Origin of the sequence: Burkholderia sp. Bp9004 (assembly GCF_003858025.1) — a bacterium.
GTDB lineage: Bacteria > Pseudomonadota > Gammaproteobacteria > Burkholderiales > Burkholderiaceae > Burkholderia > Burkholderia diffusa.
In genome coordinates this window covers 366,292-385,940 of the sequence record NZ_QTQD01000003.1, presented here as the reverse complement: position 1 = coordinate 385,940, position 19,649 = coordinate 366,292, and the positions used below count along the sequence as shown (strand labels likewise).

Below are 19,649 nucleotides of genomic sequence, written 5' to 3'. Positions count from 1 at the left end.
GGTCACCCACGGACAATCATCGCGGCCGCATTCTTCGCCGCTGCAATCATGCAGGAAAGGCAAAAGCCTTCAGAGGGTTGCGGTGTTCCAGGATTCAGCGCCATCTGCTCGCCCGATGAAGTGAAACCCATGCTGCTCAAGGCTTCCGACTCGAACGACACAAACATGGAGGCTTGCGAAGCGAGCATTGTCGGCAGCGGACTGCACCGACAAGCGACCTTGTCGCCCTCAAGGGCCGGCTGCAGCCCCATCATCGAGCCCGGCCAACGCGGCCCGTTGGCAACGATGACACCCATCTGTTTGCAAGCGGGGCAGACGACCTTGGCGCCGACATAAGTCATCTGGCGCCCTAGACATTCCGTCGTCGGAATGCCGTCCACAACCGTGCCGCCTGTGGACGAATGATCGCCAACCCGGAGATAGTTCCGTTTCAACTGGTGGCCCTCTCAATTTCTATTTGTCCGACTATTACCGAAGAACGGGGAATTTGTCGAGAGAGCCGTGACGACTTAACCAAATGTGACAGTTCAGCCGAAGACCCAACTACCAGCTACCAGCGATATCGGCCACTTCTTCCTCCATGCCGCGTGTGTCGACGGCATCGGGCGGAGGTGGAACCAGAAGGTTCCCCCGCTCGACAAACTGACGGCCACCCTGACCGTCTGACGATGGCAGCCATTCGCAGCCCGCGTAGCGCACCAAAATGTCCTCGTAGGCGTCGATCAGCTCTTGCTCGCTGCGAAACTCGCGCGACGCGGTCGGGTCAGCCGTGCGCAACGGCTTCTCCAGCGGCCGCCCTTCTCCGTCCGTCGTGACGATGTTCACCACCGATAGGACAAAAGGCTTCCAGTGCTGCTTGGGAATGTTCATGCCGTTCTTGATTACGCCGGACCACTCGGCCGTGACGTTGATCCGCTCGTTCTCGAATTCGCGGACGATCGTGTATTCACGATCTTGACGGAGTTTCGACCACTCCCGCGGCTGAAGCGACAAGCGTCGTCGGTCCATATATGCCACTGCCATGACAGCACCTCAATGAAAGTTAAGCTATTGCTTATCATTGTAGTCATGCGACCCTGGAGCTCACCTGTCTATAATCACAGCGTAGGTTTTGGCGTAGGTTTTTCGGGAATTCAGGCTTTTCGGCACGCATCGCGCGAAGCTGCCGGCGGGCGATCTCGTGCTGTATCCGGCGTCGAGCCTGCATCGCGTGACGCCCGTGACGCGCGGGGAACGTGTCGCGTCGTTCTTCTGGATCCAGAGCATGGTGCGCGACGACGGCGATCGCACGCTGCTGTTTCAGCTCGATACGCAGATTCAGACGTTGTCGGCGGAAAAAGGCGCGAAGGATCCGATGGTCATTTCACTGACGGGGATTTATCACAACCTGTTGAGGAAGTGGGCGGATGCGTAGGGTGGCTTTTCGGTAGAAATTAATGCGCATGCACGCGAGTAGCGCCCGAGCGTTGGCAGCGTAATCGATTACATATCCGACGTTACAAAATCGAGATAGCATGCCTCCCGAATTTGAGCTATGTTCTTATGGTATGACAATTAGACATTAAGAATTAGCGCCAATCGGTGGAAATTGCATGATGCCGAATCCCGCCTGGCGATTTCGGCGCATCCATTTTAAGGAGACGATTATGCACACGGATGTGATCGACGTTTTGTTAGCAATCGACACGGAGGCGATCGTAAAATCGGTTGGATTCAACAATAGCGCTTCCAATCCTTCTACGGTGGACCCCTTGCATGTTTCCATTGCCGGAAGCGGCCAGAGTGCCAAGGATAACAACCTTTCTTTCAATTCACCGGATCCGGTCTATTGGCGGGCCTCTGCAATTGGTCTTGGTGACCCATGCGAAATTTATGATTTCGTCGGCACTGACGAAGTAATCACCCAGCCACAATTAGAGTCGCTTAACGGAACAACGCTCACCCCGAACCCAGAAAACCCGAGTGAGCCAACCGTGAATAACAATATAAAACTATGGCACTGGAAATCTACCGCAGGCCGCAAGGGACAAGCCACATGCGGGATTCGCTTCGTAATAGTTGGGCGCGAAGGCCGACAGACCGGTTACTACCAGTGCAATATATCAATCACGACTAGTTGACGGACTGCAGTTCATTCTGTGGCGCTCATTCTTCACCGCGGCGAGGGAGCGCCACTCAATGCGATCCATCCACTCATTCGTTCCAACCTGCCTGCACAATCGCGCGAAGTTCCGCCATTTCCCCTGTGGCACGTCGGGTTCGGGTGAGCACCGCGATAGCGGCGTCGGAATTCCTGGCGTTCGCCGCGACTCACCGTATCCAGGTCGGGCAGCGCCTTGTTCTGACGGGCTCTGCTTGCCCTGTCGAGCGCGTCCCGATCGCGCCGCATCTCCCCGAGCCTCCGAAAGCTCGTGCGCATGCAACTTCGACAATCAGGCATTGCGTTGCCGGTCGCGCGACCGACCGCTTGCTGCATCGCCCGTCGGCGATCTCCGGTAAAGCCGTGCCACGACGGAAAACGTCGGCCGAGACCGTCCCGCTCGTCGCTTGCATCAGGTCGCCACGCCGATCTAAAATGACCATCGTCAAATGACCATGCTCATATCATGATGCCGCACGCTCCCGTATCGAAATCCGAATTCAAGGCCCGCGCACTCGAATACTTCCGGCTCGTCGAGGCGTCGGGCGAAAGCCTCATCGTTACCGACCACGGCAAGCCGACGCTGGAAATCCGGCCCTATCACGCGAGCGAAGCCCAGCCATTGGACATATTGCGCGGCTCGGTCATGCGCTACGACAATCCTCTCGATCCGATTGCGGAAGATGATTGGGAGGCGTCGCGGTGATCGTGCTGGATACGCATGCATTGGTGTGGTGGGTAGCGGGCGACCCGTCGCTCAGCAAGAAGGCCCGCAGCGCAATCGATCGCGCGCGCGGCGAAGGCACGCTCGCCGCGTCCGCGATCTCCGCATGGGAAATCGCGATGCTGGTGCGCAACGAACGCCTCGCGCTGACGATGGACGTCGATGCGTGGCTCGCGACGGTCGCGCAAATCGACGGCATGCGCTTCGTGCCGGTCGACGCCGACATCGCCGCGAAGTCCACCGCCCTGCCCGGCACGTTCCACAAGGATCCGGCCGATCGCATGATCGTCGCCACCGCGCGGCGGCTCGGCGCGCCGCTCGTCACGCGCGACGAAAAGATTCGTGCGTATGCGCACGTGAAGACGCTCTGGTGACCGTCATCGACCCGTCGGCCAAATTCACGCACCGACGGAGCGTGACTTCGGTCGACAGGCGATTCGTCTGACCGAACCGATGGCGACGCTCGCGCGAAACCGTCCGCTATCGATCAACGCGCCGCCCCATACCGGTTTCACGCGTTACCACGCGAATAGTGGCATTGGCAGCGCTACGACCGCGATTGCCTCGTGATGCAAAGCGAATCGCTCGCCATATCCAGCCCTGTCGAGCACACTCTGCTCGACGAAGCTGCCCGCGGACATTCTTTCCGGCAGCAATGCGCACGCATCGGTAACATCCGCACTTGCCGATCCCCGCCCGCTCCCGCACAATCGGCCCACCTGCCTTCCTCCCCCCGCGCCGATGCCCTATGCGTCACTCGCCACCGGCGTCCTGCTCGCCGGCGGTCTCGGTCAACGCTTCGACCCGAGCGGTCTGCACAGCAAGCTGCTCGCGCTGCTTCCCGACGGCACGCCGGTTGCGGTCGCGGCTGCCCGTCGCCTCGCCGCGGCCACGGCCGACGTGATCGCCGTCGTGCGCCCCGGCGCGGAAAAACTCGCGATTCTGCTGAACGAAGCCGGCTGCCAGGTCGTCTACGCGCCCGACGCGATGCGCGGCATGGGCGCGAGCCTCGCGGCCGGTGTCCGTGCGACGCCGGAAGCAACCAGCTGGCTGGTCGCGCTCGGCGACATGCCGTGGATCGCGGCATCTACCTACGAAATGCTCACGCGCGCGCTCGACGCCGATGACGCGTCGATCGTCGCCCCCGTCCATCGCGGCGTACGCGGTCATCCGGTCGGCTTCGCCGCGCACCATTACGATGCGCTGGCCGCGCTCGACGGCGATACGGGCGCCCGCGCGCTATTCGCCAACGCGTCGGTGAACCTGCTCGACGTCGACGATCCCGGCATCCTTCGCGACGTCGATACGCCGGCGGATCTGGGCTGACATCGGAACGCGCCGGCCGCACCGCACATCGCGGATGCTGGCCTTCGCGCGATCCGGCGCGATACCTGCAGAGGCTCGCATATCGCCGGCAATCCGCATGCCGCTGCGAGAATCCCGCTGCAAACACCCGCCCGATTGCCTATAACGGAGACGAGGCACGCCCGCCGCGCCACCGCCGCCACGCATTACGCGAGTTTCCCATGGACCACACGACCCCGACGCCCGAGCCCCCGGCCGACCCGAACCGCGATCCGGAAGACGATCCGTTGTCGCCACCGCCACCGGGGCATCCTCACGACAACCCGCAGCAACCCGACGGACCGCCGAGCAAGGACCCGGTCTAGCCGGCATCCGCCGGTGCCATCGGACCTGCTCCGGCATTCGCCCCGACAAGCGCACGGCCACCTGCCGTGCGAGTGCCGCCGCTTGCGCCCGCTACCGCGCCGTATACCCGCCGTCGATCGCCAGCGACACGCCGCTGATCATCGACGCCGCGTCGCTGAGCAGGAACAGGATCGGCTCGACCACCTCGTCCGGTTCCGCGAATCGCCCGAGCGGAATCGCCGCGAGCATCGGCGCGCGCTTCTCCGGCTCGCTCCACGCGAACTGCGCCATTGGCGTGAGCGTAACGGTCGGGTTCACGCTGTTCACGCGGATTCCGTGCGCGCCGAGTTCGATGCAGAGCACACGCGTCACCGCATCGAGCGCCGCCTTCGATGCGCAATAGCTCAGATGCGCCGGCAGGCCGACGAGCGCGGCCTGGCTCGATACGTTGACGATACTGCCCCGCGCGCATGCCGCGCCGCGCCCCGCGCGTTCGATCATCTTCCGCGCGACGGCCCGCGCAACCAGCGCCGCGCCGCGCGCATTGACGGCCATCACGCGATCGAAGTGCGCCGCACTCACCTCGAGCGCCGGTTCGAGCGACGCGATCCCCGCGCAATTGACGAGCCCGTCGAACGCATCATGCACGGCGAGCGCCGCATCGATCGCGTGTTCGTCGCCGCCGATATCGATGCGCAAGGTTTCGCATGCGATCTCGCCCGCAAGCGAATCGAGCGCGGCCACATCGCGCCCCGCCGCGACGACCCGCGCGCCTGCATGGGCCAGCGCAACCGCGCAAGCGCGCCCGATCCCGCTCGACGCACCGGTGACGAGCACCCGCGCACCGCTGAAATCGAATCGTGCCTTCATGATGATGCGCGCAGTTCGTGCATGATCGGCTTGAGTGCCGGATACAACGCCGTATAAAGCGCGAAGCGCGCCGCATACGCATTCGCGCGCGCGGCATCGGGACGCGCGCGTTCGACGAGCGTGACCCAGCCGCCCTGCGCGTCGCCGTGCGACATCAGCCCCGCGCCGACGCTCGCGAGCAACGCGGCGCCCATCGCGGCTTCGACGTCCTGCTCGATCGTCCATACCGGAAAACCGGTCACGTCCGCGATGATCTGCATCCACAGCGCCGAATGCGCGGCACCGCCGACGACGATCAACCGGTCGTCCAGCGCCACCACGCCGCGCCGGCCGGCCTCGATGTTGTGCCGCAGCGCGAACGCGACGCCTTCCAGCACCGCGCGATACAGGTGCGCGCGCGTGTGCGCGAGGCTCAGTCCGACGAATGCGCCGCTCGCCTTCGCGTCCCACACCGGGCTGCGTTCGCCCATCAGGTACGGCAGGAACAGCACGCCGTCCGCGCCGGGCGGCACGCTTTCGGCCGCTTCATCGAGCAGCACGTGCGGGTCGCCGTGCGGCAGCAATCGCGCCGCATCGATCTCCGCATGACAGAACTGATCCCGGAACCACGCGACCGATGCACCGGCCGTGATCGCGCCGCCGAACACGTACAGGTCGCGCTGACCGTTGAACACGTGCGGCATGCTGACGAGCCCGTGCCGCGCATCGACGTGCTGGTTCACGTAGCCCCAGCACATGCTGGTGCCGATCATCGCGACATGCTGGCCGGTGCGCGTCGCACCGGCCGCGAAGGTCGCGACGGCCGCATCCACGCCGCCCGCGACGACCGGCGTGCCGGCCGGCAGGCCGAGCCGTTCCGTCCATTGGGACAGCAGCCCGCCGACGACGTCGGTCGATTCGACGAGCCGCTCGGGCATCATGGTCGCGGGGATGCCGAGCATGTCGAGTGCATCGTCGGACCACTCGCGGCGCGCGACGTCGTACACGCCGCCGATGTTGCCGGCCGAACTGTGGTCGACCGCGACTTCGCCGGTCAACAGATAGATCACGTACGCGTTCGGCGGCAGGAAATAACGCACATTCGCCCACACATCAGGGCGCTGCTCGCGCAGCCACAGCATCTTGGTGAACCCGTAGTAGCTGTCGACGCCGTTGCCTGTGATCACGCGCAGCCGCTCGACGTTCACGTTCTCGTTCACCCAGTCGACCTCCGCGGTCGCGCGCCGGTCCATCCAGATCAGGCACGGGTGCAGCGGCCGCATGTCGCTGTCGACCGGAATGCCGGAGCCGCCGTACAGGCTGCTCACGCACACGGCGCGGATCGCGTCGGCCGGCACGCCGTGCGCGCGCGCGTCGCTCACGCAGCCCGCGATGCAGTCGAGCACCGCATCGAACCACACCTGCGGCCACTGCTCGGCCCACAGCGGGCGCGGCGTGTCGGGCTGGTAGCCGGCCGAACGGCGCGCGACGATCGTGCCATGCCGGTCGACGAGCAGCGCCTTGGTGCTCTGCGTGCCGATGTCGACGCCTATCACGTATTCCATGATGTCTCCGGTGAGGGATCGCACGAGCCGTCGTTCAACGCGCCGGCTTCAGCAGCACCTTGATCGATTCGGGCGACTTCGCGACACGGATCGCTTCGTCCCAGTCCTCCAGCGCGAAGCCGTGCGTGACGATGCCTTTCGACGTGACGAGTCCGCGCGCGAGCAGGTCGATCGCGACCGGATAGCAATATGGCCCCAGATGCGCACCGCGCACGTCGAGCTCCTTGCGATCGCCGATGATCGACCAGTCGGCGGTCGTGTCCTCGCCGAACACGCTGAACTCGACGAACCGGCCGAGCTTGCGGATCAGTTCCAGCCCCTGGTTCACGCCGACCGGCGCGCCGGTCGTCTCGATGTACACGTCGCATCCGTAGCCGTCGGTCAGCGCGCGGACGATCTCGCGCGCATCGTCGCGCGTCGGATTGATCGTCACGTCCGCGCCGTATTGCCGCGCGAGTTCGAGCCGCTCGTCGATCAGGTCGATCACGACGAGCTTCTTCGGCGTCTTCAGGTGCGCGACCTGCGTCATCATCAGGCCGAGCGGGCCCGCGCCCGCGATCACCACGACGTCGTCGAGCTGAAGGTCGCCACGGTTCACGGTATGGATCGCGCACGACAGCGGCTCGATGATCGCCGCATCCTCGAGCGACACACCCAGCGGAATCCTGTGCACGATCGCCGTCGGCGGAATGCGCATGTACTCGGCCATCCCGCCGTCGGCGACCTCGCGCTGGAAGCCGAAGATGTTGTGCACCTCGCACATCCAGTATTGGCCCGACTTGCAGTAGCGGCACTTTCCGCACGGCACGATCTGCTCGGCGATCACGCGGTCGCCCAGTGCGACGCCGAAATGCTCGGCCGCGCCGTCGCCGAGCGCTTCCACGTAGCCGAAGAATTCGTGGCCGGGAATCACGGGCGCCTTTACCCATGGGCTCGGGCCACCCCAGAACATTTTCGCGCCCGTGTAGCATTTGCAATCGCTCGCGCAGATCCCGCACGCGGCGATGCGGATCACGAGCTCGTTCGCGCCCGCGCGCGGCTTCGCGACCTGCTCGACGCGGTAATCCTCGGGGCCGTGGCAAACCACCGCGGTCATGCGCGGCTGGGCTTCGGGTGTCGTCATGAGTTGTCTCTTCCGTTGATGTTTCGGATGTCTGATGAATGAATCGTTACCGCGACCGTTCGCGGCTTATGTAGATCGCGAGCAGGATGATTCCGCCCTTGATCACGTTCTGCACATACGGGTTCACGCCGATCATGTTCAGCCCGTTGTTGAGCACACCGAGCAGCAACGCACCGACGAGCGTGCCGAGGATCGCGCCGCGCCCGCCGGAGATCGACGTGCCACCCATCACGACGGCCGCGATGGCGTCGAGCTCGAAACCGACGCCGGCGTTCGGCTGCCCGCTCATCAGGCGCCCGGTCAGCACGATCGCGGCAAGCGCCGACGTGAGCCCGGCCAGCGTGTAGACGATCAGCTTCACGCGCGCCACGCGCACGCCGGTGAGCCGCGTCGCCTGCTCGTTGCCGCCGATCGCATACACGTAGCGGCCGAACGGCATCCGATCGAGCAGCAGCCATGCGATCGCGTAGACGACCAGCATGATCAGCACCGGCGCCTGGATGCCGAGCACCTTGCCGCTGCCGAAGAACGCGACCCAGTCGGGCAGCCCGTCGATCGGATAGCCGCCCGTATAGATCAGCGCGAGGCCGCGCGCGATGCCCATCGTCGCGAGCGTGACGATGATCGGCGGCATCCCCGCGAACGCAACGAACACGCCATTCAGGAAGCCGAACCCGAAACCCACCGCGATGCCGATCGCGAGCGCGGCGACCGCATTCACGCCGGCCACCATCAACCCGGCCGCCAGCGTGCCGGACAGCGCCATGACCGAGCCGACCGACAGGTCGATCCCGCCGGTCAGGATCACGCAGGTCATGCCGACCGCGATGATCGCGTTGATCGACACTTGCCGCAGCACGTTCTCCAGGTTCGCGGCGGACAGGAAGCTCGGGCTCGCGATCATCATCGCGATGCACACGACGATCAGCCCGACGAGCGGATAGAACAGCGTCGAGTGCCGCAGTTGCGTCCACATCGCGCGCGGCGGCGGCATCTCGCCGGCCGCGGCCGCGAGTGTCGAGGAAGCCGGGGAAGAAGAATCAGGCAAGTTCATGGGTCGCTCCTCGCGTGCCGCCCGTGGCATGGGTCATGACCGTGTCGGGATCGATCTCGTCGCCTTCGAGCGTCGCCTCGATGCGGCCCTGCCGGAACACGGCGACGCGATCGCACATGCCGACGATCTCCGGCAGCTCGGACGAGATCATGATGATGGCGTAGCCGCGCGCGGTGAGTTCGCGCATCAGCCCGTAGATTTCTGCTTTCGCGCCGACGTCGATGCCGCGCGTCGGCTCGTCGAAGATCAGCACCGTCGCGTGGTGATTCAGCCACCGCGCGATCACGACCTTCTGCTGGTTGCCGCCCGACAGCGTCGCGACTTCGGTATGGATCGACGGCGCCTTCACGCCGACACGCCGCATCACGTCGTTCGTCGTACGGGCTTCACCGCGGCGATCGATCAGCCAGTGCATCGACCGGTACTTGCCGAGGTTGTTCAGCGAGATGTTGTCGCGAATCGAGAACGACGTGACGAGCCCTTCCGTCTTGCGGCTCTCCGGCAGAAGGCCGATGCCTGCGCGCAGCGCATCGGCCGGATCGGCGAGCTTCGCCGCCGCGCCGCGCACGCGCACGTCCTTGCGGTGCGCGCGCGTCGCGCCGATGATCGCGAGCGCGGTCTCGGTACGGCCGGAACCGACGAGCCCCGCGAAGCCCAGAATCTCGCCCGCATGCAGCGCGAAGCGGTTGACCGGGCCGTCGCGCTCGATCTGCAGCGCGTCGACTTCGAGCACGGCGGGCGCATCGGCGGCGCGCGCCGGCTTCGGCGGGAAGCTGCTTTCGAGCCGGCGTCCGACCATCATCCGCACCAGTTGCTCGACGTCCGTGCGCGCGACGTCGGTGGTCGCGACATACTGACCGTCGCGCAGCACCGTGATGCGATCGCACACCGCGAAAATCTCGTCGAGATGATGCGAGATGAAGATCATCGCGACACCCTGCCGCTTCAGCTCGCGCATGATCGAGAACAGGCGTTCGGCCTCGGCCGGCGTGAGCGTGGCGGTCGGTTCGTCGAGAATCAGGATGCGCGCGTCGAGCGACAGTGCCTTGCCGATCTCGACGAACTGCTGCTGCGCGACCGACAGCGTGCGCAATGGCGCGTCGAGATCGATCGTCACGCCGAGCCGCGCGAAGATGCCGGCCGCGACGCGCCGCATCCGCGCACGATCGCGCACACCCCAGCGGGTGCGCAGCTCGCGGCCGAGGAACAGGTTGTCGACGGCATCGAGGTGCGGAATCAGGCTGAATTCCTGGAACACGATGCCGACTCCGGCCTCGACCGCGTCGTGATAACTCGCGAAATGCCGCGCGCTGCCGTCGATCTCGATCGTGCCGGCATCCGGCTGCTGGATCCCGCAGAGGATCTTCATCAGCGTCGACTTGCCGGCCCCGTTCTCGCCGAGCAGCGCATGAATCTCGCCGCGCGCGATTTCGAGGTGAATGTCCGACAGCGCCTTCACGCCCGGAAAGCTTTTCGTGATGTGATCGAGCGTCAGTATCGTGTCCATCGGCTTCTCCGTGCGAAGGGCGTCGGCCGGGCCGCCGCCCTCCACGTCGCGTTGCGCGTCGCTCACCAGCTGAATCCCTTGGCATTGCCGCGATCGACGACCTTCACGTCGACCGGAATCGCCTTCGGCACCGTCGCGCCCCACTTGCGCGCGATCGCGATGCCGAGCGCGATGCGCACCTGGTCGGCCGGGAACTGCGCGGTCGTCTCGATGAACTTCGAGTTCGGTTTCTGGATCGCCGCGATCGCCTCGGGGGCGCCGTCGACGCTGGTCAGCCTGATGTCCTTGCCCGATCCCTCGATCGCGGCGAGCGCGCCCATCGACCCGCCGTCGTTCACGCTGAAGATGCCCTTCAGGTTCGGATGCGCGGAGATCATGTTCTCCGTCACCGACAAAGCGGTCGCGCGCTCCTGCTTGCCGTTCTGCGTGTCGACCAGCTTCACGTTCGGGAATTTCGCAAGGCCGGCCTTGCATCCGCGCACGCGTTCGAGAATCGGCACGACCGGAATGCCGTCGAGGATCGCCACCTCGCCGCTGCCGCCGATCGCCTTCGCGAGGTATTCGCACGACATCACGCCCGCGTCGTAATTCTTCGAGCCGACGAACGAATCGACCGGGCCGTTCGCGTTCGCGTCGACGGCCACGACCACCGCGCCGGCCTTCTTCGCCTGCGTGATCGCCGACTGGATGCCGGTCGAATCGGTCGGATTCACAAGCAGGATGTCGATCTTCTTCTGCAGCATGTCCTCGACGTCGCTCACCTGCTTGCTGACGTCGTGATGCGCGTCCGTCACGACGACCTGTGCGCCGATCGACGCGGCCGCGTCGTTCAACGCCTTCTGCATCGTCACGAAATACGGGTTGTTCAGCTCCTGGAAAGTCATGCCGATCCGCAGCGGCGCCGCATGCGTGACCATCGGGAACCAGGTTGCGACAGCTGCCGCGGCAACGGTCGCGATGCGGGCGGCGCGGCGGCGGGATGAAGCGAGCGATGCGTGCGTCATGACGGTGTCTCCGGTTATGTGCGGTTTTTTCGTGGGTAAGCGAGCCCCTCGCGACGCGAACGGCGCGATCGGCTGGGTGAAACGGCAAGGAAAGTCAGGCGGGCGAATGCCCGTCGATCATCCGGGCTGCGGTACGAGCCCGAGCGCACCGGACGCGACCACGCGCGGCGGCATCGGATTGCCGGTGGGCGCGGCGTGCAGCGCGAGCTCGCGGCTGCGTGCGTTCAACCGCTGCAGCGCGCGGAATTCGGACGGTGCCATCCCCTTCACCGCGCGGAACTGGCGGTTGAAGTTGGACACGTTGTTGAAGCCGGCCTGGAAACAGATGTCGGTGATGTTCGCGTCGTCGGCGAGCAGCATCTGGCATGCGGATTCGATCCGCAGCCGGTTCACGTACTGGACGAACGGCAACCCGGTGTGGCGATGGAACGCGCGCGAGAATGCGCTGACGCTCTGTCCGGTCAATTGCGCGAGATCGGATTCGCGCAGCTCGGATGCGAGGTTCTTGCCGATGTACGACAGCGCGTGGCTGAGCCGCGTCGGCGTCACGTGTGCCTGGTCGTACGCGGGACTCGCGAGCAGCGTGCGTTCGGCCGCGCCGCACAGCCGTTCGAGAATCGTCATGAACAGCGCGATGCGACGCATCCCGCGCGCGTTCAGCAGTTCATCGAACAGCGGTGTGATCGCGGCGCTCGTGTCGTCGTCGAAGCCGACGCCGCGCCGCGCGTCGTCGAGCAGCGCCTGCGCGTCGCGGCATTCGGGAAACGCGTCCATGCAGCGGCGCACGAACGACGGATCGAACTGGATCACCAGGTTACGGCGCTCGACGGTTTCCCCTTCGGCCATGTCGCTGACCCAGTTGTGCGGCAGGTTCGGGCCGAGCAGCACCAGATGGCCGGGGCCGAATGAGCCGATGTGGTCGCCGACGAAATACTTGCCGCTCGTCGCGACGATCAGGTGCAGTTCGAATTCGGGATGGAAATGCCAGCGGATCGTGCGGTACGGATAGCCGTGCGACCAGACCTTGAACGACTCGTCGCGTCGCACGTCGACCACTTCCAGATCGGGATGCATCATCCTGGCGTCTCCATTCCCATGTCTCGCTGGCCGGGCCGTTCGGCGGTTCGCCTCGTTCGCCGCGTGAGTCGTGCGGCAACGCGACCGGTCGCATGGGAAGCAATGTAGGTCGATCGCGTGCGCGGCTCCACCAACTTTACGCCTGATTTTCGATACTTTTTTGCAGGTTGCGGGTGGAAACGGACACGAAACGCAAAATTGTGCAGTGCGGCACCCCGCCGACCGAACGCCGGCGGGAAGTACGCGCGCGCCGGAGAGCGGCCGCCATGCGGATCGACGACGGCCGCTGCCTCGGCTACGCCGCCGCGCTTTCCCGCGCGACACGCACCTCGTACGCCTTCAGGTGGTTGTACGCGATCCGCAGCAACGACAACGCATCCGCCGCCCGCGGGTCACGGCGGGCAAGCAGGTCGCCGATCACGTGATCGGCTTCGACCCGTGCGCGGTTTTCGACGTCGCGCAGCATCGATGCGGTCAGCGGCGACGGCGTCAGCACCATCCGCTGCATCCGCTCGACCGCGGCGGGATCGGGCCTGTAACCGTTATGCGCGGCGATCGCGCTGCATTCGTCGAGCATCGTCTCGAGCAGGCGGCGGCCGTCCGGCGCGGCGAGAATGTCGCCGATCGAACCGCGAAACAGCGACGTGCTCGCCGCGAGCGTCGCGAGAAACACCCATTTGTCCCACATCCGCGCGGCGATGTCGTCGCTGAGCGTCGCATCGAAACCCGCGCCGCCGAGCACCTCGGCCACCGCGCGCACGCGCGCCGATTCGCCGCCGGCGAGCTCGCCGAACGACAGCCCCGCCGTGTCGTTCAGGTGCACGATCCGCTGCTCGCGATCGAGCGTCGCCGCGATCACGCACAGGCCGCCGAGCACCTGCGCGGCATCGAACCGGTCGCGCAGCACGTCGAGATGGCGCATCCCGTTGAGCATCGGCAGGATCAGCGTCGTCGGCCCGACGAACGGCGCGAACGATGCGATCGCATCGTCGAGGCTGTACGCCTTGCAGCTCAACAGCACCAGGTCGAACGGCGCGGCCGCGTCGCTCGCGCGCAGCGTCTGCACGTTCGCGAGCGTCAGGTCGCCGCGCGGGCTGCGAATCAGGAGCCCGTCGCGCGCGAGCGCGGCCGCTCGGCCATCGCGCACGAGGAACGTCACATCGCGCCCCACCGCCGCGAGCCGGCCGCCGAAGTATCCGCCGACCGCGCCGGCTCCCACCACCAGAATTCGCATCGTTGCCTCCTTTCGGGTTCGTTCGACGCCGCCGCCGTTCGCCCGACCGTCGGGGCACGACGCGCAGCCGCCATCGCCCGACAGTATAGCGACGACGAGTATGTATATGCATAGATACCCGTACCGCGCGCGACGGTATCGAGCCGCTGCCGTTTCTAAGGGATTTCCCGCCTACGGCAACGTCCGCTTCATGCCGTCAAAGAATTATCCCGTCACGCCGTTCCGGCGCGCTTGTTCGACCGACCGACCTCACTACCCATGCGCACCCTTTCCCTGAACCAGAAACTCGCCTCGATGATCGTCATCCTGTGGCTCGGCCTGCTCGTGATCGCCGGCGTCGGCGCGTGGCAGACGCGCGCATCGATGATCACGGACCGCCGCGACCAGCTTGCGTCGCTGGTCGCGCAGGCGACGAACGTCGCCGACCACTACTACAAGCTGTCGCAACAGAACGCATTGCCGGAAGCGGACGCGAAGCAGAAGGCGCTCGAGGCGATCGCCGCGATGCGCTACGGCACCGACGGCTACGTCTCGATCAACGATTCGAAGCCGGCGATCGTGATGCATCCGATCAAGACCGAGCTCAACGGCAAGGACATGTCGAATTTCACGGATCCGAACGGCAAGCACCTGTTCGTCGAGATCGTGAAGGCCGGCAACGTGGAGGGCGGCAAGGGATTCGTCGAATATCTGTGGCCGAAGCCGGGTGCCGACAAGCCGCAGGACAAGACCAGCGCGGTGCAGCGCTTCGCGCCGTGGGACTGGTATCTCGTGACGGGCATGTACACGGACGACGTGCGTTCGGCCGTGCTCGCGAGCGTCGGCCGCTGGCTCGCGATAACGGCCGTGCTCGGCGCGATCTCGACCGCCGTGATGGTGGTCGTGCTGAAAAGCGTGCGCGCGAACCTCGGCGGCGAGCTCGAAGTGGCGCTCGACGCCGCGCAGCGCATCGCACAGGGCGACCTGACCGGGCGCGTGAGCGTGAAGCACGACGACCGCGGCAGCCTGCTGCATGCACTGCATACGATGCAGAGCGGGCTGATCGACATGGTGTCGCGCGTGCGCGCGGGCACGGAGAACATCAACGTCGGCGCGAGCGAGATCGCGTCGGGCAACACCGATCTGTCGCAGCGCACCGAGGAACAGGCGGCCGCGCTCGTGCAGACCGCATCGAGCATGGACCAGATGACCGCGAACGTGAAGCAGAACGCGGACAGCGCCGCCCAGGCCGCGACGCTCGCGGGCCAGGCCGCGCAGGTCGCGACGCGCGGCAGCGAGGTGGTCGACGATGTGGTGCGCACGATGAACGAGATCACCGACCGCTCGCACAAGATCGGCGACATCATCGGCGTGATCGACGGGATCGCGTTCCAGACCAACATCCTCGCGCTGAACGCGGCCGTCGAAGCGGCGCGCGCGGGCGAACAGGGCCGCGGCTTCGCGGTGGTCGCGGCCGAGGTGCGCTCGCTCGCGCAACGCTCGGCGACGGCCGCGAAGGAGATCAAGTCACTGATCGTGTCGTCGAACGAAACCGTCGAGCACGGCGCGTCGCTCGTCACGCACGCGGGCGAGACGATGGCCGAGATCGTGCAGTCGGTGCGGCGTGTGAACGAGATCCTCGACGAGATCAGCCATGCGTCGCGCGAGCAGAGCGCGGGGATCGAGCAGGTCAACCGCGCGGTGGGCGAGATGGACCAGGTCACGCAGCAGAACGCGGCACTCGTCGAGCAAGCCGCGGCCGCCGCGCATTCGCTGCGCGACCAGGCCGAAGCGCTGCGCGACGCCGTCACGCGATTCGCGTTGCCGGCCTGACGTCGCTCCATCCGTCGGCATCCCGCCGGATTCCGACGGATTTCGCCTGACCGGCCGGCAATGCGCGCCCGGCCCCTGCACGACCCAGGCCCCTCTCGCGCTACTTGCGCGCTTCTTCCACGCTTACCCCGCTCCGCCGGGCCGGCTCATGGCCTTGACACCGCCGAACCCGATCCCGGCCGCCCGCTGGACCAGTTCGATGTCGTTGGTCACGCCGAGTTTCTTCATCGCGCTGATCTTCTGCGCGCTGACGGTCTGCTTGCCCTTGTTCAACCGCTGCGCGATCGTCTTGATCGGCAGGCCGGCCAGATAAAGGCGCATCACCTCGATCTCGCGCGTCGACAGTTTCACCGGCGCCTGGTCGTGCTCGGCGACCGCATCGAGCGCGCGCCGGACGAGCGGCGACTGATAGCGCCCGCCGCTGTAGCTCGAATGGATCGCGGTGACGATGTGACCGACTTCGTCGAACTTGCTGACGAGGCTCGTGCCGCCTTTCGCGAGAATCGAGCGGAAGATCACCGGATTCTCGTTCCCGACGAGCGCGACGACTCCGACGTTCGGGCGCGTGCTGTGCAGCCAGTCGAACAGTGCGAGACCGTCCAGCTGCACGTCGCCGCGAATCGGATAGTCGACCAGCACGATGTCGCAGTCGAGGCGGCCGAGCACCTCGATCAGATCGCCCGGGGTCCGGGAGACGCCGACGAGATCGATTGCGCACGCGTCGCCGGCAATGTGCTCCATGCCAGCGAGCGTCAGCGGCGAGTCGTACGCGAAAACAGTGCGAATTCTGAATTTCCCCATGCGCAGTTCCAGAAGGTTCGCCGGGCCGCACGACGCGGAATGCGTGCGCGGCCGGATCGGCATTGAATCGACGTTCAGGATATTTTTATCCCGAACATCATTCTAGGCAGCAACGCGCGGTCGGGATATGGGGCGCCGTCTGAATTGATCCGTGCAGGCGTGATACGAGTTTGATATCGGCGCCGGTCGGATCGTTCGGCGGCAGCCCGCGGTCGGCCGGACGGCCGACGTTGCGGGTCGCGCGGGCCGCACGGACGGCCCGCGGGGTAAAATTGCGGCCTTTGCATGCCACTCCGGGCGACCGGCCAGGGGCAGCGCGCCATTGCCGGCCGCGCGCCCGCCCGTTCGCCGGCTACCCGTACTCCCCGCTTCCCCCATGACCGAATCCGATCTGCAACCCGACGACACCACCATCCACGAAGACGGCCTCTGGCGCGACAACGGCTGGACGGCCCGCATCATCAAGAACGAGGACGACGACGGCTGGGCCGTCGAGATGATCAAGGACGGCGAAGCCGAGCCCGCGCTCGTCGGCCCGTGGACGATGGGTCGCGACAAGAAGAATCCGAAGCCGATGGATGCGAATGCGTTCCGCACGCTGGTGAAGACCGCGACCGAGGTGCTGATGCGACACGAGCAGCAACGCCGTGCGATGCTCCACAAGGAAGTGACGGTGCAGGACGACGACGGACAGGATGTGTCGGTCACGCTCGACATCGTGCCGGACGAGTTCGAGCCGTATGCGCAACTGAAGGCGTTCGACCCGTACGGCGAGCTGCTGGCCGACGCGAAGGTTTCCGCCGGGTTCAAGCTCAACAAGGCCAGTGCCGCGCGCTGGGTCGAATCGGGCTTCGAACGGCCGGCCTGACGCCACGGACCGGCGCCCGCGCGAGCCCGGGCCGCATGCCGCGCGGGCGCAACCGGCGTCAGCCGTGCAGGCCGTGCGCGGTCATCAGGCGGTACAGCGTCGCGCGCGAGACGCCGAGTTCCGCCGCGACGTCGGCATGCTGGCGCCGATGCCGCAACAGCGTTTCCTCGATCGTGCGCCGCTCGGCCTGGCGGCGCGATTCCACGAGCGTCGGCGGCCGGTGAGACGTGTACTGGCTCAGCTCGAGATCGACGGCCGAGATCAGCGGGCCATTCGTCATCACGACCGCGAAGCGGATCCGGTTGATCAGTTCGCGCACGTTGCCGGGCCATGCATAGTCGTGGATCGCCTCGATCGCGCACGGCATGAAGCCGCGAATCCGGTGCGCGCTGTCGCCGCGATAGCGCCGCAATATGTGGTCGGCAAGCAGCATGATGTCGCGGCCACGCGCGCGCAGCGGCGGCTCGTCGATACGCAACACGCACAGCCGGTAGTACAGGTCCGCACGGAACCGGCCCGCGTGCATCGCGGCCTCGAGATCGACGTGGGTCGCGGACACAATCCGCACATCCACCGGAATCGACGCATACCCGCCGAGCCGCTCGATCTTGCCCTCCTGCAGGAACCGCAGCAGGCTCGCCTGGCTCTCGAACGGCATGTCGCCGATTTCATCGAGGAACAGCGTGCCGCCGTGCGCGGACTCGATGCGGCCGATCTTGCGCTGATGCGCGCCGGTGAACGCGCCGCGTTCATGGCCGAACAGCTCGGCCTGTAGCAGCGTCGCCGGAATCGCCGCGCAATTCACGGCGACGAACGGCGCGTCGGCGCGCGAAGAATGCTGGTGGATCGCCGACGCGGTCAACTCCTTGCCGGTGCCGGATTCGCCGGCGATGAACACGGTGGCCTCGGTGTTCGCGACCTTGCGGATCGTCGCGAACAGACGGCGCATCGCGTCGCACGCGCCGATCATCGTACCGCCGGGCGGCGCGGCATCGGCGGCCGGATCGCCTTCCTCCAGTTTCAGCATCCCGTACGCGTGGCCGACGAGATAACCGATCGTCGTATAGGCCGTCGCATTGCGCACGTAGCCGAAGCAGCACTGGCGGATCAGGCGCGCGATGGTGGCATCGCGCAGTCGCTCGTCGTCGGCGAGCGCGACCCAGCCGATCCGCGGATCGCGCAGCAGCGCCTCGAACGACGCGACGTCGGGCGACGCGAGGTCGTCGAAATCGACGATGCCCGCATGCAGGCGGTTCGCCTTCACGAGATTGAGTGCGTCCGCAACGGATTTCGCGCGCCACATGTCCCAGCCGCGCGACGCGAGACAGTCGACGAGCCCCGCATCGGGACGCTGCGACAGATACACGAGCGGGCGTGATGGCACGCTATGGAGACGCGGGACCGCGACGAACTGCGGCGTGCACGGGGCCCGTTCATCCTCCTGCGGGCCTGACAGTCTGATTGGGCAGCATTGGTTCACGATGGCCTCGCCGCATGGGGTTGTCTGGCGGAACGGACGGCGCGAAACGGTGCGCGGCAGGCCTCCCTGCCCACGCGCGACGCTGCCGGCATGTCCGCTCGGGAAAGTTTCGTCATCGGCAGAACACGACACGCTGCAGGTAGATCTGCGGTTCGACGACGGGCCGCGCGGCCTGGTTGAGATCGTCGCGATAAGCACGGTAGGTCTTGCCGTTCACCGTCACTTCCGTCGCAGGCGCCGTCTCGATCGTGTTCAGCCCCTTGCGCTGCCAGTCGCTGACTCGCGCCGACGCGGACAAGCTCGACTCGCCGGCGATCTTCTGCGTGATCGCGCTGCTGTCGCTCCACGGCTGCGTCTGCATGTCCTCCGCGTGCTGCATCGCGCCGATCGTCTTGCCGGTCGGCGTCGGCCCGGTCTGCGCTTCGAACGGCGCGCCACGACCGTACACCGGCGATTGCCACGACGGTGCGTGTCCTTCCGCCGGCATCATGTAGATCATCTGCGGATCGCCGACCATCATCATCGGCACGCATGCCGTGTTGTCCGCGCGGCCGAGCGTCGTCAGCGCCTGCTGGACGCTCGCGGCATTCGCGAGGGTCTGCTCGCTCAGGATGACAAAGACCGCAGGGTTCTGAAAAACCGACTGCGCGGCGGCTTGTGTGCCGACCAGCAGCAGCGCGACCAAAAAGATCCTCATGATTGAGGCCTCCTTGTACCCTCGTCAGGCAAAAAGAGGTGTTGACCTCGGGGAGGAACCAACA

General features: G+C 65.9%; 20 protein-coding genes and 1 pseudogene. 8 read left to right on the top strand and 13 right to left on the bottom strand.

The window, feature by feature from the left end:
• Positions 1-2: 2 nt before the first annotated feature.
• Both DIE08_RS05915 and DIE08_RS05910 read right to left on the bottom strand, forming a co-directional pair.
• A complete protein-coding gene (locus DIE08_RS05915) occupies positions 3-434 on the bottom strand; it encodes a PAAR domain-containing protein (RefSeq protein ID WP_124901274.1) in 432 nt (143 codons plus the stop codon).
• Between the two features lie 109 nt (positions 435-543).
• A complete protein-coding gene (locus tag DIE08_RS05910) occupies positions 544-1,023 on the bottom strand; it encodes a hypothetical protein (RefSeq protein ID WP_124901273.1) in 480 nt (159 codons plus the stop codon).
• A gap of 118 nt (positions 1,024-1,141) precedes the next feature.
• On the opposite strand from DIE08_RS05910, the pseudogene DIE08_RS05905 reads away from it, so the two are divergent.
• The 6 genes and pseudogenes from DIE08_RS05905 to DIE08_RS35520 form a co-directional block, all read left to right on the top strand.
• A pseudogene (locus DIE08_RS05905) lies at positions 1,142-1,414 on the top strand (PKHD-type hydroxylase); the annotation flags it as partial.
• A gap of 178 nt (positions 1,415-1,592) precedes the next feature.
• On the top strand, positions 1,593-2,120 hold the full coding sequence (locus DIE08_RS05900) for an inclusion body family protein (protein ID WP_260436462.1): 528 nt from the start codon (positions 1,593-1,595) through the stop codon (positions 2,118-2,120).
• A 486-nt stretch (positions 2,121-2,606) separates the two neighbouring features.
• Entirely contained in the window at positions 2,607-2,846 is a 240-nt protein-coding gene (locus DIE08_RS05895; RefSeq protein ID WP_124628195.1) for a type II toxin-antitoxin system Phd/YefM family antitoxin, read from the top strand.
• Positions 2,843-3,238, top strand: coding sequence for a type II toxin-antitoxin system VapC family toxin (locus tag DIE08_RS05890; RefSeq protein WP_006759143.1), 396 nt, complete (start codon positions 2,843-2,845; stop codon positions 3,236-3,238). Before DIE08_RS05895 ends, DIE08_RS05890 begins: the two co-directional genes overlap by 4 nt.
• A 367-nt stretch (positions 3,239-3,605) precedes the next feature.
• Positions 3,606-4,190, top strand: a complete 585-nt coding sequence (locus DIE08_RS05885) for an NTP transferase domain-containing protein (protein WP_124901272.1) — start codon at positions 3,606-3,608, stop codon at positions 4,188-4,190.
• A gap of 200 nt (positions 4,191-4,390) precedes the next feature.
• Positions 4,391-4,534 (top strand): hypothetical protein, encoded by a 144-nt coding sequence (locus DIE08_RS35520; RefSeq protein WP_179955245.1) that lies wholly within the window; start codon positions 4,391-4,393, stop codon positions 4,532-4,534.
• A 91-nt stretch (positions 4,535-4,625) separates the two neighbouring features.
• Here DIE08_RS35520 and DIE08_RS05880 read toward each other — a convergent pair whose 3' ends face one another.
• The 8 genes from DIE08_RS05880 to panE form a co-directional block, all read right to left on the bottom strand.
• Entirely contained in the window at positions 4,626-5,384 is a 759-nt protein-coding gene (locus DIE08_RS05880) for an SDR family oxidoreductase (protein WP_124901271.1), read from the bottom strand.
• On the bottom strand, positions 5,381-6,928 hold the full coding sequence (locus DIE08_RS05875) for an FGGY-family carbohydrate kinase (RefSeq protein WP_124901270.1): 1,548 nt from the start codon (positions 6,926-6,928) through the stop codon (positions 5,381-5,383). Before DIE08_RS05875 ends, DIE08_RS05880 begins: the two co-directional genes overlap by 4 nt.
• Positions 6,929-6,962: 34 nt before the next feature.
• Positions 6,963-8,051 (bottom strand): alcohol dehydrogenase catalytic domain-containing protein, encoded by a 1,089-nt coding sequence (locus tag DIE08_RS05870; protein ID WP_124628188.1) that lies wholly within the window; start codon positions 8,049-8,051, stop codon positions 6,963-6,965.
• A gap of 46 nt (positions 8,052-8,097) precedes the next feature.
• Entirely contained in the window at positions 8,098-9,105 is a 1,008-nt protein-coding gene (locus DIE08_RS05865; RefSeq protein ID WP_124901269.1) for an ABC transporter permease, read from the bottom strand.
• Positions 9,092-10,612, bottom strand: coding sequence for a sugar ABC transporter ATP-binding protein (locus DIE08_RS05860; protein ID WP_124901268.1), 1,521 nt, complete (start codon positions 10,610-10,612; stop codon positions 9,092-9,094). The genes DIE08_RS05865 and DIE08_RS05860 overlap by 14 nt, the downstream gene beginning before the upstream one ends.
• A 62-nt stretch (positions 10,613-10,674) precedes the next feature.
• Positions 10,675-11,616, bottom strand: coding sequence for a substrate-binding domain-containing protein (locus tag DIE08_RS05855; RefSeq protein ID WP_124901267.1), 942 nt, complete (start codon positions 11,614-11,616; stop codon positions 10,675-10,677).
• Positions 11,617-11,733: 117 nt separating this feature from the next.
• The gene (locus DIE08_RS05850) at positions 11,734-12,693 is read right to left on the bottom strand and encodes an AraC family transcriptional regulator (RefSeq protein ID WP_124628182.1); all 960 of its coding nucleotides are present in this window, start codon (positions 12,691-12,693) and stop codon (positions 11,734-11,736) included.
• 295 nt (positions 12,694-12,988) lie between these two features.
• Positions 12,989-13,927 (bottom strand): 2-dehydropantoate 2-reductase, encoded by a 939-nt coding sequence (gene panE / locus DIE08_RS05845; RefSeq protein ID WP_124901266.1) that lies wholly within the window; start codon positions 13,925-13,927, stop codon positions 12,989-12,991.
• 258 nt (positions 13,928-14,185) lie between these two features.
• Between panE and DIE08_RS05840 the strand changes: the two genes are divergently transcribed.
• A complete protein-coding gene (locus DIE08_RS05840) occupies positions 14,186-15,739 on the top strand; it encodes a methyl-accepting chemotaxis protein (protein ID WP_124628179.1) in 1,554 nt (517 codons plus the stop codon).
• Positions 15,740-15,862: 123 nt separating this feature from the next.
• Here the strand turns inward: DIE08_RS05840 and DIE08_RS05835 are convergent, their stop codons facing one another.
• Positions 15,863-16,540: a response regulator transcription factor gene (locus DIE08_RS05835; protein WP_124901265.1), complete on the bottom strand. Its 678-nt coding sequence runs from the start codon at positions 16,538-16,540 to the stop codon at positions 15,863-15,865.
• A gap of 376 nt (positions 16,541-16,916) precedes the next feature.
• Between DIE08_RS05835 and DIE08_RS05830 the strand changes: the two genes are divergently transcribed.
• Positions 16,917-17,408 (top strand): hypothetical protein, encoded by a 492-nt coding sequence (locus DIE08_RS05830; protein ID WP_124628176.1) that lies wholly within the window; start codon positions 16,917-16,919, stop codon positions 17,406-17,408.
• A gap of 58 nt (positions 17,409-17,466) precedes the next feature.
• Here the strand turns inward: DIE08_RS05830 and DIE08_RS05825 are convergent, their stop codons facing one another.
• Positions 17,467-18,888 carry a sigma-54 dependent transcriptional regulator gene (locus DIE08_RS05825; RefSeq protein WP_124901264.1) on the bottom strand — a complete coding sequence of 474 codons (1,422 nt, stop codon included), beginning with the start codon at positions 18,886-18,888 and terminating at the stop codon, positions 17,467-17,469.
• A gap of 112 nt (positions 18,889-19,000) precedes the next feature.
• Positions 19,001-19,585 (bottom strand): hypothetical protein, encoded by a 585-nt coding sequence (locus DIE08_RS05820; protein WP_124901263.1) that lies wholly within the window; start codon positions 19,583-19,585, stop codon positions 19,001-19,003.
• Positions 19,586-19,649: the final 64 nt, after the last annotated feature.

Bases quoted from the DNA above. Each gene is read 5' to 3' on its own strand.
- DIE08_RS05835 (WP_124901265.1), bottom strand. From the start codon at position 16,540: ATGGGGAAATTCAGAATTCGCACTGTTTTCGCGTACGACTCGCCGCTG.
- DIE08_RS05885 (WP_124901272.1), top strand. From the start codon at position 3,606: ATGCCCTATGCGTCACTCGCCACCGGCGTCCTGCTCGCCGGCGGTCTC.
- DIE08_RS05865 (WP_124901269.1), bottom strand. From the start codon at position 9,105: ATGAACTTGCCTGATTCTTCTTCCCCGGCTTCCTCGACACTCGCGGCC.
- DIE08_RS05860 (WP_124901268.1), bottom strand. From the start codon at position 10,612: ATGGACACGATACTGACGCTCGATCACATCACGAAAAGCTTTCCGGGC.
- DIE08_RS05855 (WP_124901267.1), bottom strand. From the start codon at position 11,616: ATGACGCACGCATCGCTCGCTTCATCCCGCCGCCGCGCCGCCCGCATC.
- DIE08_RS05840 (WP_124628179.1), top strand. From the start codon at position 14,186: ATGCGCACCCTTTCCCTGAACCAGAAACTCGCCTCGATGATCGTCATC.
- DIE08_RS05830 (WP_124628176.1), top strand. From the start codon at position 16,917: ATGACCGAATCCGATCTGCAACCCGACGACACCACCATCCACGAAGAC.
- DIE08_RS05900 (WP_260436462.1), top strand. From the start codon at position 1,593: ATGATGCCGAATCCCGCCTGGCGATTTCGGCGCATCCATTTTAAGGAG.
- DIE08_RS05820 (WP_124901263.1), bottom strand. From the start codon at position 19,585: ATGAGGATCTTTTTGGTCGCGCTGCTGCTGGTCGGCACACAAGCCGCC.
- DIE08_RS05870 (WP_124628188.1), bottom strand. From the start codon at position 8,051: ATGACGACACCCGAAGCCCAGCCGCGCATGACCGCGGTGGTTTGCCAC.
- DIE08_RS05880 (WP_124901271.1), bottom strand. From the start codon at position 5,384: ATGAAGGCACGATTCGATTTCAGCGGTGCGCGGGTGCTCGTCACCGGT.
- DIE08_RS05850 (WP_124628182.1), bottom strand. From the start codon at position 12,693: ATGATGCATCCCGATCTGGAAGTGGTCGACGTGCGACGCGACGAGTCG.
- DIE08_RS35520 (WP_179955245.1), top strand. From the start codon at position 4,391: ATGGACCACACGACCCCGACGCCCGAGCCCCCGGCCGACCCGAACCGC.
- panE (WP_124901266.1), bottom strand. From the start codon at position 13,927: ATGCGAATTCTGGTGGTGGGAGCCGGCGCGGTCGGCGGATACTTCGGC.
- DIE08_RS05875 (WP_124901270.1), bottom strand. From the start codon at position 6,928: ATGGAATACGTGATAGGCGTCGACATCGGCACGCAGAGCACCAAGGCG.
- DIE08_RS05910 (WP_124901273.1), bottom strand. From the start codon at position 1,023: ATGGCAGTGGCATATATGGACCGACGACGCTTGTCGCTTCAGCCGCGG.
- DIE08_RS05895 (WP_124628195.1), top strand. From the start codon at position 2,607: ATGATGCCGCACGCTCCCGTATCGAAATCCGAATTCAAGGCCCGCGCA.